This is a genomic window from Enterobacter sp. SLBN-59 (assembly GCF_024807915.1).
In the GTDB taxonomy this organism is placed as follows: domain Bacteria; phylum Pseudomonadota; class Gammaproteobacteria; order Enterobacterales; family Enterobacteriaceae; genus Enterobacter; species Enterobacter asburiae_B.
The window spans coordinates 352,249-366,781 of the sequence record NZ_JANUFI010000001.1 but is presented as its reverse complement, the minus strand read 5'-3'; the positions used below and the strand labels follow the sequence as shown (position 1 = coordinate 366,781).

Sequence of the window (14,533 nt, the reverse complement as noted above, 5' to 3'; positions counted from 1 at the left end):
CGCAGAGATAATGATGGATATTAAACAGTTAAAATATTTAATCGCACTCGACGAGACCCGGCACTTTGGTAAAGCGGCCTCGCAGTGCAACGTCACCCAGCCGACCCTCTCCATGCGCATCCGCAGCCTGGAAGAGGAGCTGGGGCTGGTGCTGATCGTGCGCGGGCAGCGCTTTGAAGGGTTTACGCCGGAGGGGGAACGCATCCTCGCGTGGGCCCGCGCCCTGCTTGCCGCACACGACGGGCTACAGGCGGAAGCGGCGCTGTGCAAAGGCCAGGTGGTGGGCGAATTACGTCTGGGGATGGTGCCGCTGGCGAGCGTGGATCCGATGATCTTTATTCGTCTGCTGACGCAAAAATACCCGGAGCTGACCTACAGCCTCTATTCCATGTCCTCAGCGCAGATTGCCGACGGCGTCAGCCGCAATCAGCTTGAGCTGGGAATTTGCTACCTCAACAGCATCGACACCAGCCTGTTTGACGTTATCCAGCTGCCAAAAACGAAGATGGGCCTGCTGCACGACGTCCGCCATTTCCAGCTCGGACAGGCAACGCTGACGTGGCACGACCTGACGGATTTTCCGCTGGGGTTCCTGACCAAAGGGATGCACTATCGGGCGCATATGGAGGCCAGCTTTAAATCTGCCGGCATCGAACCCACGTCCGTTTTCGAAAGCGACTCGACGTTCCAGATCATTCAGGCGGTTCAGAGCGGCGTGTGCTGCGCCGTCATGCCGCTGAACAACGGGCTGGAGGCACTGAACGGCAACTTCCGGATTGTCCCCATCGCTGACGCGAACATTGAGGCTCCCGTCGGCCTGATTATGCGCAGGCAGAAGCCCGTCTCCTCGCTGGCGCTGCGCTGCTTTACCGACGCGCAGGAGATTTATCACGCGGTCAATGAGGCGTAGGCCTCGCGCGTCACCTCGCTAAAACCGCCGATCAGCACCGCGTCGCGCACCTCCCGGTATTCCGGCGCATCCACCAGCTCGTGAAGCGCATCGCGAATGGCGTTAAGCGTTTCAGGCGAGGTGTTAGGCGAGGTGATCAGCGGCAGGCCCGGCGTCAGCGGGGTGCGGCCAATGACCGCCAGTCCCGCAAGGCGTTCCGGCTCATGGCGCTGCAGCAGTGCCCAGGTCACGCAGTCGATGGCCGCAATATCGCCCGCCCCGCGTTTCACATCAATCAGCGACTGGCGATGGCTGCCGCTGAAGGACGTTTGCGCGAAAAAGGGACCGCCGCTCGCCAGGGGAGCCACTATTTTTCGCAGCGCATTGTAGCCGGACTGGGAATCCGGGGAGTTACAGACCGCCCGACGTCCGCGAAAATCCGCCAGCGTGAGGTGCCGATCCTCCTCGCGCACCGCCAGAAAGCTGCGGTACTGGATCCCTTCGCAGCCCGGTGCCGCGTAGTGAAAACAGCCGACCACCTGCACGTCCGGGAGCAGCGTGACCAGCGGATAACCGCAGGTCTGGCTGAGGATAAGCGCAGGCTGTTGCCAGTGGGTCAGCAGGTCGGACTCCGGCCAGCCGGGATCGCGATCGACGGACACACCGCGCGCGGCCAGCAGCCCCTTTACCGCCAGCCAGAGCGCGCGGGTGTCGGCGCGATCCACGGCATACATGGGAAACGCCAGCAGGTTACTCATACCCTTCCCCCTGTTGTTTTGCGGGGTGAACCGTGACGTCGACGGGTCTGGCCCAGAACTGACGCAGCCATTCACCGTAGCCCCTGACGAGAAAACCGTGGTTTCGCTGCTGGTACGCCTCCCGGTTTTGCTCGTAGATGGCCTTCAGCCCGTACCAGGGAACGCCCGGCAAATCATGATGTACTGAATGGTAGTTGAGATTCAAAAACAGCACCCGCCAGAACAGCCCGGCCTCGTTAATGACGGAGCGCGCCAGCGGGTCGTCCGCCGCGCGATGTTCGAAAAACGATCGGACCTTGGTCAGCGCCAGCGCCGGATAGCTGACGGCCAGCACAAACCAGACGGGTGAAAAACCGGTACGCGTCATCCAGGCGAAGAGCGCCACCAGCAGCAAAACGTGAACCAGCCACATCGCCATCGCCCGCAGGTGAAGGTGACGAAATGCCGCCACGGCGGTGCCCAGCGTCTGAAGGATATCCAGCAGCGGGGCCAGCACCAGCCGCCCGGCGAAGGTATTCCGGGCGCGGATCGTACGCTTCTGCCAGGGGGAAAAGCGTGCCCAGCTCTCGTCGGTAAAATAGTACGACTCCGGGTCATCCACCGGATGGGTCAGGCTATGGTGCCGATGATGGGCGAGATGGGAGTCCCGGTACAGGCCATACGGATACCAGACCGCCAGCGGGAGCGTGCCGAACAGCTGGTTGAGCCAGGCGAAACGCGTGGGGTGCCCGTGGATCAGCTCATGCTGCAGGGACATATACCAGGCGGTAAACCCGATCAGCAGCAGCGTGGCGGGCAGCAGGCCGAGCGTTTGCCAGAACGCCAGCGTGGCAAACCAGCCTGCATAAATCGTGATAATCAACAGCCACGTGGGCAGTTCGCTGCGCCATAAAAAACCCGATGCAAGATGGCGGATTTGTTCGCGTTGTTGCGGATGTAAATAGAGGGAGCTTCGTTGACTCATTCCTTAGACGCCGTTTCGCCAGAGATAATTCTCTGACGATCGGGGATAACGTCTGAAATAACAAACAACTTAAATCGCATTGCTTTGCCAGAAACGAGTGGCGCACGCGTCGCTTGACTTATTCTGTGATAAAGGTACTTTTCAGGACATGAAGAAGATCCTGATTATTGTTCCCGACGGCGGCATGCTGTTTGAAGCCGCCGGTATCGCCGACATTCTGATGCAGGCCAACCGGCTGCATCCGGAAGGGCTTGCGCAGCCCCGCTACCGGATTATCATCGCCACCACGCAGCCTCACCAGGTGATCCACGGCCAGTCCGGCCTGAATCTGCTGGCGGACTATCGCCTGCCGGAGCTGGACCCGCGTGAACCGCTGGACACGATTATCATCACCGGACGCGGCATGAACGAGCAGGAGAGCACGGCGGTGGTGGACTGGCTGCACCTCGCTGCGCCGCACGCCCGGCGGGTAGCCTCTATCTGCGGCGGCGCGATGCTGCTGGCCCAGACCGGCCTGCTGGACGGTCGTCGCGCGACCACCCACTGGCGGCTGCTGGAGACGATGCAAACCCAGTATCCGGCTATCCACGTCGAAGGCGGTCCGCTGTATATTCAGGATGGCCCCATCTGGACCTCCGGCGGCGTGAGTTCCGGGTTCGATCTGACCCTGGCGCTGGTGGAAGACGATTACGGATTTACCCTCGCCCGCGACGTGGCGCAGGATATGGTGATGTACCTGCGCCGCCCCGGCGGCCAGCTGCAGTTCAGCCGTTACAGCCTGCAGCAGCCCGGCACATCGGGCCCGATAAGCGAACTGCAAACCTGGATCCTGCAAAACCTCACCGCCGACCTGTGCGTGGAAAATCTGGCCGAGAAAGCGGCGATGAGCCCGCGTAATTTCACCCGCGTGTTTACCCGCGACGCGGGAGTTTCTCCGGCCCGCTACGTTACCGAAGCGCGTCTGGCCGCGGCCCGCCAGCTGCTTGAGCAGACCCATGACTCCCTTGAACGCGTTGCCGAGCAAAGCGGGTTTGGCACCAGCATTAACCTGCGCCGCATCTTTGAGAAACAGCTCCACCTCACGCCCGGCGAGTACCGCCAGCGCTTCCACTGCCGCAAAATGGCGTAATCTGATCCTTTTTTGTCATTTACGCCAAAGGGCCCGACGCCTACAGTGACTCCAGACAACAGAGATAAGGAGTGCACCATGGTTAAGGTCGGTATTAACGGTTTCGGCCGTATCGGACGTAATTTCCTGCGCGCAGCGCTGGGTAACCCGGATCTGCAGATTGTGGCCATTAACGATCTGACGGACAGTAAAACCCTCGCCCACCTGCTGAAACATGATTCCCTTCTGGGCAAGCTTCCCGCCCCGGTTGAAGCGGCAGACGGCGCGCTGCAGGTAGACGGGCAGCGGATCGCCGTATTTAGCGAACGCGATCCGGCGAATATCCCGTGGCGTGACGTCGGCGTTGACGTGGTGATTGAGGCCACCGGCTTCTTTACCGAGCGGGAAAAAGCGGCGGTGCATATCACCCACGGCGGCGCTAAGCGCGTCATCATTTCCGCCCCCGGGAAGAACGACGACCTGACGATTGTGATGGGGGTTAATCACGAGCAGTACGATCCCGCCCGTCACGCGGTGGTGAGTAACGGGAGCTGCACCACGAACGGCCTGGCGCCGGCCGCTCAGGTTCTGCATCAGCAGTTCGGGATTGAGCATGGCCTGATGAATACCACGCATGCCTACACCAACAGCCAGGCGCTGCACGATCAGCCGGAGAAAGATCTGCGCGGCGCGCGCGCGGCGGCGCTGTCGATTGTGCCTTACTCCAGCGGCGCGGCAAAAGCGCTGGGGAAAGTGATCCCCTCCCTTGACGGCAAACTGACCGGGTACTCCCTGCGCGTGCCGGTGCCGGTGGTGTCGATTGTGGATTTAACGGTAACGCTGAGCCGTAACGTAACCGCCGAAGAGGTGAATGACGCGTTCCGCAACGCGGCCGCTAGCGGGCCTCTGAAAGGCATTCTGGGCTATAGCGATGAACCGCTGGTCTCCAGCGATTACCAGGGCGACCCACGCTCCTCGATTATCGACGGGCTTTCCACGCTGGTGATTGGCGGGAACATGGTGAAGATCCTGGCGTGGTACGACAACGAGTGGGGCTTCTCAAACCGTCTGGTGGATCTGGCGGTGTGGATGGATAAGAAAGGGCTGTAAGTCTTACCGTGATGCCGGGTGGCGCTTGCGCTTACCCGGCCTACAAATTATGTCATCATCCAGTAATATCTCCCCATTCCTCGCTGAATATATAATTCTCAATAATCTTAAGTTTATTTAACTCTTTCTAATTCATCGCATCAATTATAAAAACGCACCAATTAAGTTAGAAAATAGGTTAATGTTTATTCTTTATTTTACGTTTAAAAGTGCGAGTCCGATCACTGTCCTTAGACGATAACGTAGACCATGATACACCCTGCACACAACAGGGACATATTATGTATTACAGCAAGGAAATTATAGAAAGAATTGGATCCGATAAAGATCTTGCATTAAGGCTCGATCGCGCCGTCGCGGGAGTAAAGGACGGTGCCATCGAATATTTAAATAATCTTGGCGATGCGACCACGCGATTGCTTTATTATACGTCTTGCTTTACAGACAATTATCAGGATGTCTGTACACAATTGCGTTCAGAAGACAAGAGGTTCATTTTTGGTGTTGTAGAATTAGTTAAACACAGAGATTTAATCTTCCGCATGGTTAAGATATATTTAGAAACAATGCTTAAAAACAGAAGTGAAGATGAGAAAAAAAGCATACTCCAGAAAGTCATACCCTTCACAACCAATTATTCAGTTAAACAAGCTTCGAAATTCGGCTTAATTTATGCTGTTACAAAGTACATATGTTATAGCAATCAAATGAATACCGCAGTGCAAAGGGTGTTAATGACAAAAGTTGCTGGGAGAACGGGTGGCGTATTTTTAGTGTTAAACGGTTATGCAATGATTCAACACGCTGCCGACAGTGCCAATAATCTTAAAAAAAACCTTCCGTTATTTTACCATGCATTATATATGGAAAATATTGAAATGATGTTCTTTCTCATCGAACCCGTAATAATGAAAGCTGGCTATCTTAATATTTATACAGCGTCAGACAATGATATTACGAATGCATTTATAAAAATGGCCCAATAATGCGAGAATTCATTAAGAGCATCATTAAACTTATTATCGAAGACTGGAAGAATGATTTGAAAGCATATGGCACAATTTTTGTCATTGTGATCTTATCAACGATACCAGCTACCTTCATCGAGGATGACCAAACCGCAATACTTATCATTGGGGCTATTGTTGTGATTGTTTTTTATATAGCGTACTTCTACGAGCCAAAAGGATGAAACATGTCTACACCAGCACATATATGGTTTACTGACGAAAATAATGCTCCCGTATTAGGCGAGTGTTTAATGCCTACAAGATTGGGCTCTACCGAACTCAAATCGTTTAATCACTCCGTCTGGATCCCCACCAGTTCCAACACGGGAAAACTGACAGGAACGCGCCTTCATGTTCCCATTACCTTTGAAAAAGAAATAGATCGCATCACACCCCATCTTTTTCGTGCCGTATGTACAGGTAAAACCTTCAAAACGGCATTAATCAAAATGTATAAAATTGATGACGCCGGTATTGAGCGCGAATACTTCAATATCACTCTGGAAAACGTCAAAATAACCAGGATCTCGCCAGTATTGCACCCGCTCGGTATCGCAAGTGCGCATATGGAAGAAGTCGAACTCCGCTATGAATCGATTGAATGGAAATATTGCGACGGGAATATCATGTTTAAAGACACCTGGAATGAAAGAGCAACAGCATAGAACAATGAACAACCGTTAAGTCCCTCTCCCCAAGGAGAGGGAAAAGGCTCACTCTGCTTTCACTTTCACGCCCATAAACACAATTACCATTGCCGTTACCAGCAAAAGACCGCTGCCCGCGAATACCCCGCTGGCGCCGTTGAGGTCAAATACCGCGCCACCCCCGGCCGCACCGGCACTTATTGCCAGCTGAATTGAGGCCACCAGCAGCCCGCCTGCACTTTCGGCTTCATCCGGAACGGTTGTGGCAAGCCAGGTTGACCAGCCCACCGGAACCAGACCAAATGCAAAGCCCCACAGCGCGACCAGGAACCCGTCCAGCATCGCCAGATGACCAAACGCCACCATGGTGAGCGCGAGAACGCCCATCGCGAACGGCACCAGCGCCAGCGTCAGGCGCAGATTGCGTGCCAGCAGATGCCCGGCAACGGAGGTGCCGACAAAGTTGGCGAGCCCAAAGCCCAGCAGGATCAGCGAAATGGTCTCAACGCTCGCCTGCCCCACCGTTTCCAGGAACGGGCGCAGGTAGGTAAAGAAGGCGAAATGGCCGCTGAAGATCAGGATGGTCGCCAGCATGCCGCCGATCATCCCCGGACGACGCAGCACGCGGAACAGCGTACTCAGGCTGCCGCTGCTCTCCGGCTTCATGGACGGCAGGACCCAGAGCTGCCACAGCAGCGCCAGCATGCTCGGCAGAATGCAGAGCACAAAGACGTTGCGCCAGCCGATCAGGCTGCCCAGATAGCTGCCGAGCGGCGCCGCGACCACCGTGGCTATCGATACGCTGGAGAAGATCACCGCCAGCGCCTTCGGTACTTTATCCGCCGGAACCAGACGCATCGTGGTCGCCGTCGACATCGCCCAGAATCCCCCGATGGCGATCCCGAGCAGCAGGCGCCCCATCAGCAGGACGTGCAGCGTCGGCGCAAAGGCCACCAGCAGGCTGGAGATAATTTGCAGGACCGAGAAAAACATCAGCACCCAGCGGCGGTCGATACTTTTGGTCGCCGGCGTAATCAGCAGTCCGGTCACCAGCGCTACCAGCGCGGTGGCGGTGACGGCCTGTCCGGCCATTCCCTCACTCACGCCCAGGCTCGCGGCCATCGGCGTTAACAGACTGGCGGGCAGAAATTCTGCCGTAATCAAACCAAACACCCCCAGCCCCAGTGAATAGACGGCCCGCCAGGCGGGTTTTGCAGGCGCTACCGCCTCGCTCGCCGCGACACATGAATTCATCTGTTTTTCTCCCGTTATAAAAATGTGACAACTGTCGCAAAAGCATAGAAGGTTCACCCTGGACGATCTATGACATATAATCTCCACTTATTGATTATTCGTCCGGAGTTGCGCCATGACCGTACAGTCACCCGATCTGATCAGCGAACTTTTACGCGGCATGCGTCTGTCAGGGGTGAAATACCGGCGGATCCAGGCCAGCGCGCCGTTTGGCGTCGCCTTCCATCAGGCGCCCGGTAGGGCGCAGTTTCATTTTGTGAGCCACGGTAGCGCCCTGCTGCGAATGGAAAGCGGTGCGACGTTCGAACTGAGCAGCGGCGATGCCCTTTTTATTCCTTGCGGTAATTCCCATGCCCTGCTCTCTGACGAGCGGGCAACCATTACGCCCATCAATGCCTTTCCCAGCGAGCCCATCTGCAGCTCGGTGTGTGCCATCACCTGCGAGCCCTGCCCGGAAAGCGAGAACACCATCATCTTTAGCGGATGCATGGATTTTGAGCTGGGCGGGATGCAGCCGCTGATCAAGGCAATGCCGGAAGTGATGATGGTCAGCCGGCTGATGTCCACCTGGCCGGAGATCCACCCGCTGCTGGCGGCGATGGAGCGGGAATCCGTGTCGCGTCAGGCCGGGTACGCCGGGATCCTTGCGCGTCTGGCCGACGTGGTGGCGGCGTTAATCGTGCGCGGCTGGGTTGAAGGCGGGTGTGGTAAAGCCACCGGTTGGGTGCAGGTTCTGCGCGACCCGCGCCTGAGCCGGGCCATTTACGCCATGCACCAGCAGCCCGGCCTGAACTGGAGCGTGGCGGATCTGGCAAAAGAAGCGGGCACGTCCCGTTCCGTGTTCGCCGAACGGTTTCTGGCCGCGACGGGAACCACCCCGGCAAAATATCTCAGCGAGCTGAGAATGCGCCTGGCCATCCAGTACATTCGCCACGAAAATCAGCCGATTGAAACCGTCGCGCTGCGGCTGGGGTACGGCTCTCTGGCGGCATTTAGCCGGGCGTTTAAGCGCATCATTGGACATGCGCCGGGCACGCTGCGGGAAGCCAGCCAGACGCCGGAAGAGGTCTGACGGGCAGGCAATTATTAACGCGAAGCGGGCAATATTCGTCTAAGGTTTTCAGGTGATTGACAACAGCGGTCACGCTGTTTAGTGAAGACAGGAGACGAACTGATGATAAGACCTCGTACACTACGCCCCGCGTTCTTGCCCCTTGCGTTAGGAGGCGCGCTGCTCGGCGTAACGACTTGCGGTTATGCCGACGATAGCCCCGCAGCCCAGACAACCTCACCCGATATTTTGCTGGGCCCTCTGTTTAACGATGTGCAAAGCGCCAAACTGTTTCCCGATCAGAAAACCTTCGCGGATGCCGTCCCCAAAAGCGACCCGCTGATGATTCTGGCGGATTACCGGATGCAGCACGCGCAGTCCAGCTTTGACTTACGCCACTTTGTCGAGATGAACTTTACGCTCCCTGCGGAAGGGGAAAAATATGTTCCGCCTGCTGGACAAAGTTTACGTGAGCACATCGACGATCTCTGGCCCGTACTGACGCGCACCACAGATAAAGCCAGCAACAAATGGGATTCCCTGCTGCCGTTACCCAAACCTTACGTTGTGCCCGGCGGACGTTTCCGCGAGGTCTACTACTGGGACAGCTATTTCACCATGCTGGGCCTGGCAGAGAGCGATCACTGGGACAAAATCAGCGACATGGTGGATAACTTTGCGTATGAGATTGACACCTTCGGCCACATTCCCAACGGCAACCGCAGCTATTACCTGAGCCGCTCCCAGCCGCCGTTTTTCTCAATGATGGTTGAACTGCTGGCGACCCACGACAGCGATGCGCTGAAGAAGTACCGCCCGCAGATGGAGAAAGAGTATGCCTACTGGATGGACGGCGTCGACGCCCTTCACCCGGGGCAGGCTAACAAACGCGTGGTGAAGCTGGATGACGGCGCTATCCTCAACCGCTACTGGGACGACCGCGATACCCCGCGCCCGGAGTCATGGCTTGACGACGTGAATACCGCCAAAAGTAACCCTAACCGGCCTGCGACCGAGATCTACCGTGATTTGCGTTCCGCTGCGGCCTCGGGCTGGGACTTTAGCTCGCGCTGGATGGACGATCCGCAAAAGCTCGGCACCATCCGGACCACCAGCATTGTCCCCGTGGACCTGAACGCCCTGATGTTCAAGATGGAAAAACTGCTGGCGCGGGCAAGCCAGGAGAGTGGCGACGCCGCCAGCGCAAGTAAATACGAGGCGCTGGCGACGGCGCGTCAGAAAGCCATCGAGAGCCACCTGTGGAATGATAAAGAGGGCTGGTACGCGGATTACGATCTGAAAAGCAAGAAGGTACGCAATCAGCTCACGGCGGCAGCCCTGTTCCCGCTTTACGTGAAGGCGGCGGCGCAGGACCGGGCCGATAAAGTCGCCGCGGCAACCTCGTCGCGCCTGTTGAAGCCGGGCGGTATTGCGACCACCACCGTCAATAGCGGCCAGCAGTGGGATGCGCCAAACGGCTGGGCCCCGCTGCAGTGGGTGGCCGCGGAAGGGCTGCAGAATTACGGACAGAAGAAGGTCTCTATGGACGTGACCTGGCGCTTCCTGAAGAACGTTCAGCATACTTACGACCGCGAAAAGAAACTGGTCGAGAAGTATGACGTGTCGACAACCGGTACGGGCGGCGGCGGCGGCGAGTATCCGCTGCAGGACGGTTTCGGCTGGAGCAACGGCGTGACGCTGAAAATGCTGGATCGGGTCTGTCCGAAAGCAAAACCGTGCGACAGCGTGCCGGAGAATCAGCCTGCGGCAAATGAGGAGGCTGCGCCGGTGAAAGCTGCGGCGCAGTAAGGGTATTGCCGGGTGGCGGCTACGCCTTACCCGGCCTGCGCGTGCTGGCTCTAATCCTCACAAATTAATGCGAGTAGCGAACAATCCCCTCGCCCCTTTGGGGAGAGGGTTAGGGTGAGGGGAACATACGGCTGCGGTGGTCATTCCGTTCACTTTATGTTCCTTGCTATTCTGTAACGACATGGCCTGTGAACGTGCCAGGGTGGCTCAATCGCCACCACCCTGGCGACCCGGGCTCCCGGCGGTAAATCGCCGCTTCGCGGTGCCCTCGTCTTATTCCTTCCGGCTTATCGGGGACGGGCGGAGGTAACGTCCCTGTAAAGCCCGCCCTCTCGGCGCATCCATGCGCCTCGCCCCGGCCTTCAGGAAACGCCTCAGCGATTTACAGCCGGACCATGGCATCGCTGCGAATAAATCGTTTCACTTTAAAAACCAGAATCGCTACTGGTTAAAAATTAACTGGAGATCCCCCAGCACCGGGAAAGGGAAACGATCGTCAGAAGCTATAACTCGCCCCTAACTGATACGTCCTGTCACGCCCAATCCAGCAGTTGGTCGCGTCGTAGCAGGTCAGCGTCTCTTTATTGGTGATGTTCTGCGCGCTGGCCTTAAGCGTTAGCCCTGCCAGCGAAGGCAGGATTTCACCCATCCGGTAGGAAGCCGCCAGATCGTACTGCGTAGTGCCGCCCAGTTTACCCGCATCGTTTGCCGGAGAGATTTCCATCGGCCCGGTGTAGCGTGCGCCAGCCCCCAGCATCAGTCCTTTCAGCGGCGTGTTGTCAAAGGTGTAATCCCCCCAGAGGTTGAAGGCATTATCCGGCACCTGCGTTGGACGTTTGCCTTTGTACTTGTCATCTTCCCGGTTGATCGCGTGGGTGTACGCATAGTTGGCAATCAGCGTCAGGTTGTCCGTCGGACGGCTGATGGCGGAGAGCTCTGCCCCTTTGGATTCCACTTCCCCGGTCTGACGATAGTTCAGGAAGCCCGGATCGGAGGTGACGACATTTTTCTGCCGGATGTTAAACACCGAGGCGGTAAAGGTGGTGGCGTAGTTGGCCAGCAGATATTTCACCCCGCCTTCCACCTGCTTGCTGGTAGTCGGTTTGACGTCTTTCGCCACGAGCGTACCCTGCGGTGACACCGGCGCGAAACCTTCTGAATAGCTGATAAACGGCGAAATCCCGTTATCGAAGGCGTAAAGCGCGCCCAGGCGTTTGGTGACGCGATCCTGCGATATCCAGGCTTTATCACCGTTTTGCAGGTAGTTGGTGGTAACGGAGCGGTAATCGTCGTAGCGCAGGCTGCCCAGCAGGTTGAGGCCGCCAAACTCTACCTGATCCTGTAAGTAATAGCCGTTTTGCTGGTAGCTGAGACGGTTTTTCTGGGCGGTATAGAGCCCCAGCGCGCTTTCCTGGACCTGCGAATAGTCTGGATGACGCATATCGATGCCCGGCGTCGCCGACGCGTAGCGATAATGGAAATGGGAGTTCAGCTTCTGATAGTCAAACCCGGCCAGCAGGTGGTGTTTCCAGTCGCCAAGGGCAACGGTTTTGGTCACCTGGTTGTCGATGTTGAAGCTCTTAAGGTCTTCATCGGTGGTGTAGGCAAAGCGGTTGAGCTGATACGCCTCGCTTCCCGTCCCTGTCGCGTAGACGCTGCGCTGGTGGGTATCGACGTCGAAATAGCGCGCTTTCTGATTAAAGCCCCAGCCGCTGTCAAACTCATGTTCAAAGCTGTAGCCCAGCATCCACTGACGCTGCTTAAACCCGCTCCATTCGTCTCCGGCATAATCGCGCTTGCCCGCATATTTCGAGTGCAGGTAGGCGAGCGGCAGCGGGTTAGACGGCGTCAGGCTCGGGGTGTTTTGCGCCAGCGCGTCCAGGGTGAGGCGGGTTTTGCTGTCGGGCTGCCAGGTGACGGACGGCGCAACCAGGTAGTTTTCATACCGGGTAGTGTGCGGCTGATCGTCGTTTTCCGTGGCTTTGCCCAGCAGACGGTAGTTCCAGTCGCTGTCGGCAATCTGCCCGGTTGAATCGAGATAGCCCTCTTTCAGATTACGGTTTCCGGTGTTAACGCCGATTTCGGTTCGGGCTTCCCGCTGCGGTTTTTTACTTTGAATATTCACCAGCCCGCCCGGCGAACCGCCGCCGTAAAGGACCGATGAGGGGCCTTTCAGGATATCAACGCTGTCGATCAGCAGCGGATCGATGCGCGCTTTGGTATTGCCGGTGACGTTATAGGGCAGCTGCAGCCCGTTGTAGAACTCCTGGTCAACGGTAAAGCCACGAATTTTATATTCGCTCATGTAGGAGGTATTCCCCCGCACCTCGGTTGAGACGCCCGGGGCATAGCGCAGGATTTCATTCACCGAATTCGCGTGACGCTTTTCAATTTCCGGCGCAGAGAGGGTCGTGATGACCTGCGGCGTTTTACTTTCGGCAACGGCCGATTTCGTGGCGCTGTTCGTCCAGGCCGGCAGCGCGCTGCCCTGCTCTGAGCCCGTGACGACGATGGTGGATTCTTCGGCAAACGCCGGGACCTGCAATGCCAGCGTGACGGCCCCTGCCAGAGCGCAAAGCGTAAAACGTGAGGTATTCATAATGTCGTCTTGTTGTTAGATGCAATACGGAACGACAATTATTATCATTTAGATTAACAAATCAATACTCAGGCAAAAAAAACGGCCCTCCGCAGAGAGCCGTTTACGTCAATTTATGCTCGTCGCAGTAACCTGAATATGCCCAGCACCACAATGGCACCCACGACAGCGACCAGAAAACTGTGCAGGTCGAAACCACTTATGTTGCCTCCAAAGCCAAACATCGTCGCCAGCCAGCCGCCCACAACCGCACCAACGACCCCGAGTACACAGGTCAAAATAAAGCCGCCGCCATCGTTTCCCGGCATGATCAGTTTAGCGATAGCGCCAGCAATAAGACCAAAGATAATCCAGGCGATGATACCCATAGCGATGCCCTCTTGCAGGTTTAACGCGTGCGCAGAAAACCTTCTGCACAGCTAACTTAAGTATAGGTCATCGCCGGAAAATCATTTTCATCTCACCGACTTATCTTTGGTTAAACAGGCAAAAAAAACTCACCGGTTTGTATTAAGTTTCATCGCAGATTGCCGATAACGCTAAGACAGTCTGTCATCAATCAAGGAGCCATCCGGCGTGAGTCATTACAGTGAGCAGTTCCTCAAGCAAAATCCGCTGGCTGTATTAGGGGTATTACGCGACCTGCAAAAAGGTGAAGTGCCGCTGCGCATCAGCTGGTCGAATAATCAGTTCATCAGCAAGATCCTTGACGCCTCGCAGGATCGGCTGGTGATTGATTTAGGCAGTCAGGAGTATGAAAACCGCGCGGCGCTGAAAGCGGAGAATATCGCTGTGATGGCCGAAACGCAGGGCGCCAAAGTAGAATTTGTCCTGTCGCGGCTGGAACTGAGTGAATACCAGGGACTGCCGGCTTTTGTTACCCCGCTTCCGACCAATCTCTGGTTTGTTCAGCGTCGTGAATATTTCCGCATCAGCGCCCCGCTCCATCCCGCCTATTTTTGTAAGGCCAAAATGCCGGACAAAAAAGAGATCCGCTTCCGCCTCTTCGATCTGTCGCTGGGCGGCATGGGCGCGCTGATGGACACGCCGAAACCGGACGGGCTGGTAGAGGGCATGCGGTTTACGCAAATCGAACTGGATATGGGGGGCTGGGGTCGCTTTTATTTCGATGCACAGCTGATTGCCATCAGCGACCGCACCGTCGTGGACAGCAAAAATGAAACCATTACCACGCCGCGCCTGAGCTTCCGTTTCCTGAACGTCGGGCCCGGCGCAGAGCGTGAGCTTCAGCGTATTATCTATTCCCTGGAGCGGGAGGCGCGGGAACGCGCAAATAAAGTTCTGTGAAGAAATCGGGCAGCGTGACCGCCGCC

At 56.7% G+C, this 14,533-nt stretch carries 13 protein-coding genes; 8 read left to right on the top strand and 5 right to left on the bottom strand.

Going from position 1 to position 14,533, the window contains the following annotated elements:
- Window positions 1-13: 13 nt before the first annotated feature.
- Entirely contained in the window at window positions 14-910 is an 897-nt protein-coding gene (locus M2422_RS01730; RefSeq protein ID WP_064672695.1) for a LysR family transcriptional regulator, read from the top strand.
- Here the strand turns inward: M2422_RS01730 and M2422_RS01725 are convergent.
- Window positions 889-1,647 carry a phosphate/phosphite/phosphonate ABC transporter substrate-binding protein gene (locus M2422_RS01725; RefSeq protein ID WP_064672696.1) on the bottom strand — a complete coding sequence of 253 codons (759 nt, stop codon included), beginning with the start codon at window positions 1,645-1,647 and terminating at the stop codon, window positions 889-891. The two genes, M2422_RS01730 and M2422_RS01725, sit on opposite strands and share 22 nt — an antisense overlap.
- Window positions 1,640-2,611: a fatty acid desaturase gene (locus M2422_RS01720; protein WP_064672697.1), complete on the bottom strand. Its 972-nt coding sequence runs from the start codon at window positions 2,609-2,611 to the stop codon at window positions 1,640-1,642. The genes M2422_RS01725 and M2422_RS01720 overlap by 8 nt, the downstream gene beginning before the upstream one ends.
- Window positions 2,612-2,759: 148 nt before the next feature.
- On the opposite strand from M2422_RS01720, the gene M2422_RS01715 reads away from it, so the two are divergent.
- From M2422_RS01715 to M2422_RS01700, 4 genes are all read left to right on the top strand, one after another.
- Window positions 2,760-3,740: a GlxA family transcriptional regulator gene (locus M2422_RS01715; RefSeq protein WP_058841370.1), complete on the top strand. Its 981-nt coding sequence runs from the start codon at window positions 2,760-2,762 to the stop codon at window positions 3,738-3,740.
- Between the two features lie 78 nt (window positions 3,741-3,818).
- Entirely contained in the window at window positions 3,819-4,829 is a 1,011-nt protein-coding gene (gap, locus tag M2422_RS01710) for a type I glyceraldehyde-3-phosphate dehydrogenase (RefSeq protein ID WP_048980942.1), read from the top strand.
- 281 nt (window positions 4,830-5,110) lie between these two features.
- Window positions 5,111-5,815 (top strand): hypothetical protein, encoded by a 705-nt coding sequence (locus M2422_RS01705; RefSeq protein WP_064672698.1) that lies wholly within the window; start codon window positions 5,111-5,113, stop codon window positions 5,813-5,815.
- Between the two features lie 209 nt (window positions 5,816-6,024).
- Window positions 6,025-6,504 (top strand): type VI secretion system tube protein Hcp, encoded by a 480-nt coding sequence (locus M2422_RS01700; protein WP_064672699.1) that lies wholly within the window; start codon window positions 6,025-6,027, stop codon window positions 6,502-6,504.
- Window positions 6,505-6,552: 48 nt separating this feature from the next.
- Here M2422_RS01700 and M2422_RS01695 read toward each other — a convergent pair whose 3' ends face one another.
- Window positions 6,553-7,740, bottom strand: a complete 1,188-nt coding sequence (locus M2422_RS01695; RefSeq protein WP_047647475.1) for an MFS transporter — start codon at window positions 7,738-7,740, stop codon at window positions 6,553-6,555.
- 115 nt (window positions 7,741-7,855) lie between these two features.
- Between M2422_RS01695 and M2422_RS01690 the strand changes: the two genes are divergently transcribed.
- Entirely contained in the window at window positions 7,856-8,812 is a 957-nt protein-coding gene (locus tag M2422_RS01690; RefSeq protein ID WP_064672700.1) for an AraC family transcriptional regulator, read from the top strand.
- A 102-nt stretch (window positions 8,813-8,914) separates the two neighbouring features.
- The gene (locus M2422_RS01685; RefSeq protein WP_064672701.1) at window positions 8,915-10,600 is read left to right on the top strand and encodes an alpha,alpha-trehalase; all 1,686 of its coding nucleotides are present in this window, start codon (window positions 8,915-8,917) and stop codon (window positions 10,598-10,600) included.
- Between the two features lie 496 nt (window positions 10,601-11,096).
- Here the strand turns inward: M2422_RS01685 and M2422_RS01680 are convergent, their stop codons facing one another.
- Both M2422_RS01680 and M2422_RS01675 read right to left on the bottom strand, forming a co-directional pair.
- The gene (locus tag M2422_RS01680) at window positions 11,097-13,199 is read right to left on the bottom strand and encodes a TonB-dependent siderophore receptor (protein WP_064672702.1); all 2,103 of its coding nucleotides are present in this window, start codon (window positions 13,197-13,199) and stop codon (window positions 11,097-11,099) included.
- 113 nt (window positions 13,200-13,312) lie between these two features.
- Complete coding sequence (locus tag M2422_RS01675) at window positions 13,313-13,567, bottom strand: GlsB/YeaQ/YmgE family stress response membrane protein (RefSeq protein WP_008502662.1); 255 nt, start codon at window positions 13,565-13,567, stop codon at window positions 13,313-13,315.
- A 208-nt stretch (window positions 13,568-13,775) separates the two neighbouring features.
- On the opposite strand from M2422_RS01675, the gene M2422_RS01670 reads away from it, so the two are divergent.
- A complete protein-coding gene (locus M2422_RS01670; protein WP_023312174.1) occupies window positions 13,776-14,507 on the top strand; it encodes a flagellar brake protein in 732 nt (243 codons plus the stop codon).
- Window positions 14,508-14,533 lie beyond the last annotated feature (26 nt).

Coding starts and splice junctions, on each gene's coding strand:
- M2422_RS01680 (WP_064672702.1), bottom strand. CDS start 13,199: ATGAATACCTCACGTTTTACGCTTTGCGCTCTGGCAGGGGCCGTCACG.
- M2422_RS01675 (WP_008502662.1), bottom strand. CDS start 13,567: ATGGGTATCATCGCCTGGATTATCTTTGGTCTTATTGCTGGCGCTATC.
- M2422_RS01725 (WP_064672696.1), bottom strand. CDS start 1,647: ATGAGTAACCTGCTGGCGTTTCCCATGTATGCCGTGGATCGCGCCGAC.
- M2422_RS01700 (WP_064672699.1), top strand. CDS start 6,025: ATGTCTACACCAGCACATATATGGTTTACTGACGAAAATAATGCTCCC.
- M2422_RS01730 (WP_064672695.1), top strand. CDS start 14: ATGGATATTAAACAGTTAAAATATTTAATCGCACTCGACGAGACCCGG.
- M2422_RS01720 (WP_064672697.1), bottom strand. CDS start 2,611: ATGAGTCAACGAAGCTCCCTCTATTTACATCCGCAACAACGCGAACAA.
- M2422_RS01705 (WP_064672698.1), top strand. CDS start 5,111: ATGTATTACAGCAAGGAAATTATAGAAAGAATTGGATCCGATAAAGAT.
- M2422_RS01690 (WP_064672700.1), top strand. CDS start 7,856: ATGACCGTACAGTCACCCGATCTGATCAGCGAACTTTTACGCGGCATG.
- M2422_RS01685 (WP_064672701.1), top strand. CDS start 8,915: ATGATAAGACCTCGTACACTACGCCCCGCGTTCTTGCCCCTTGCGTTA.
- M2422_RS01695 (WP_047647475.1), bottom strand. CDS start 7,740: ATGAATTCATGTGTCGCGGCGAGCGAGGCGGTAGCGCCTGCAAAACCC.
- gap (WP_048980942.1), top strand. CDS start 3,819: ATGGTTAAGGTCGGTATTAACGGTTTCGGCCGTATCGGACGTAATTTC.
- M2422_RS01715 (WP_058841370.1), top strand. CDS start 2,760: ATGAAGAAGATCCTGATTATTGTTCCCGACGGCGGCATGCTGTTTGAA.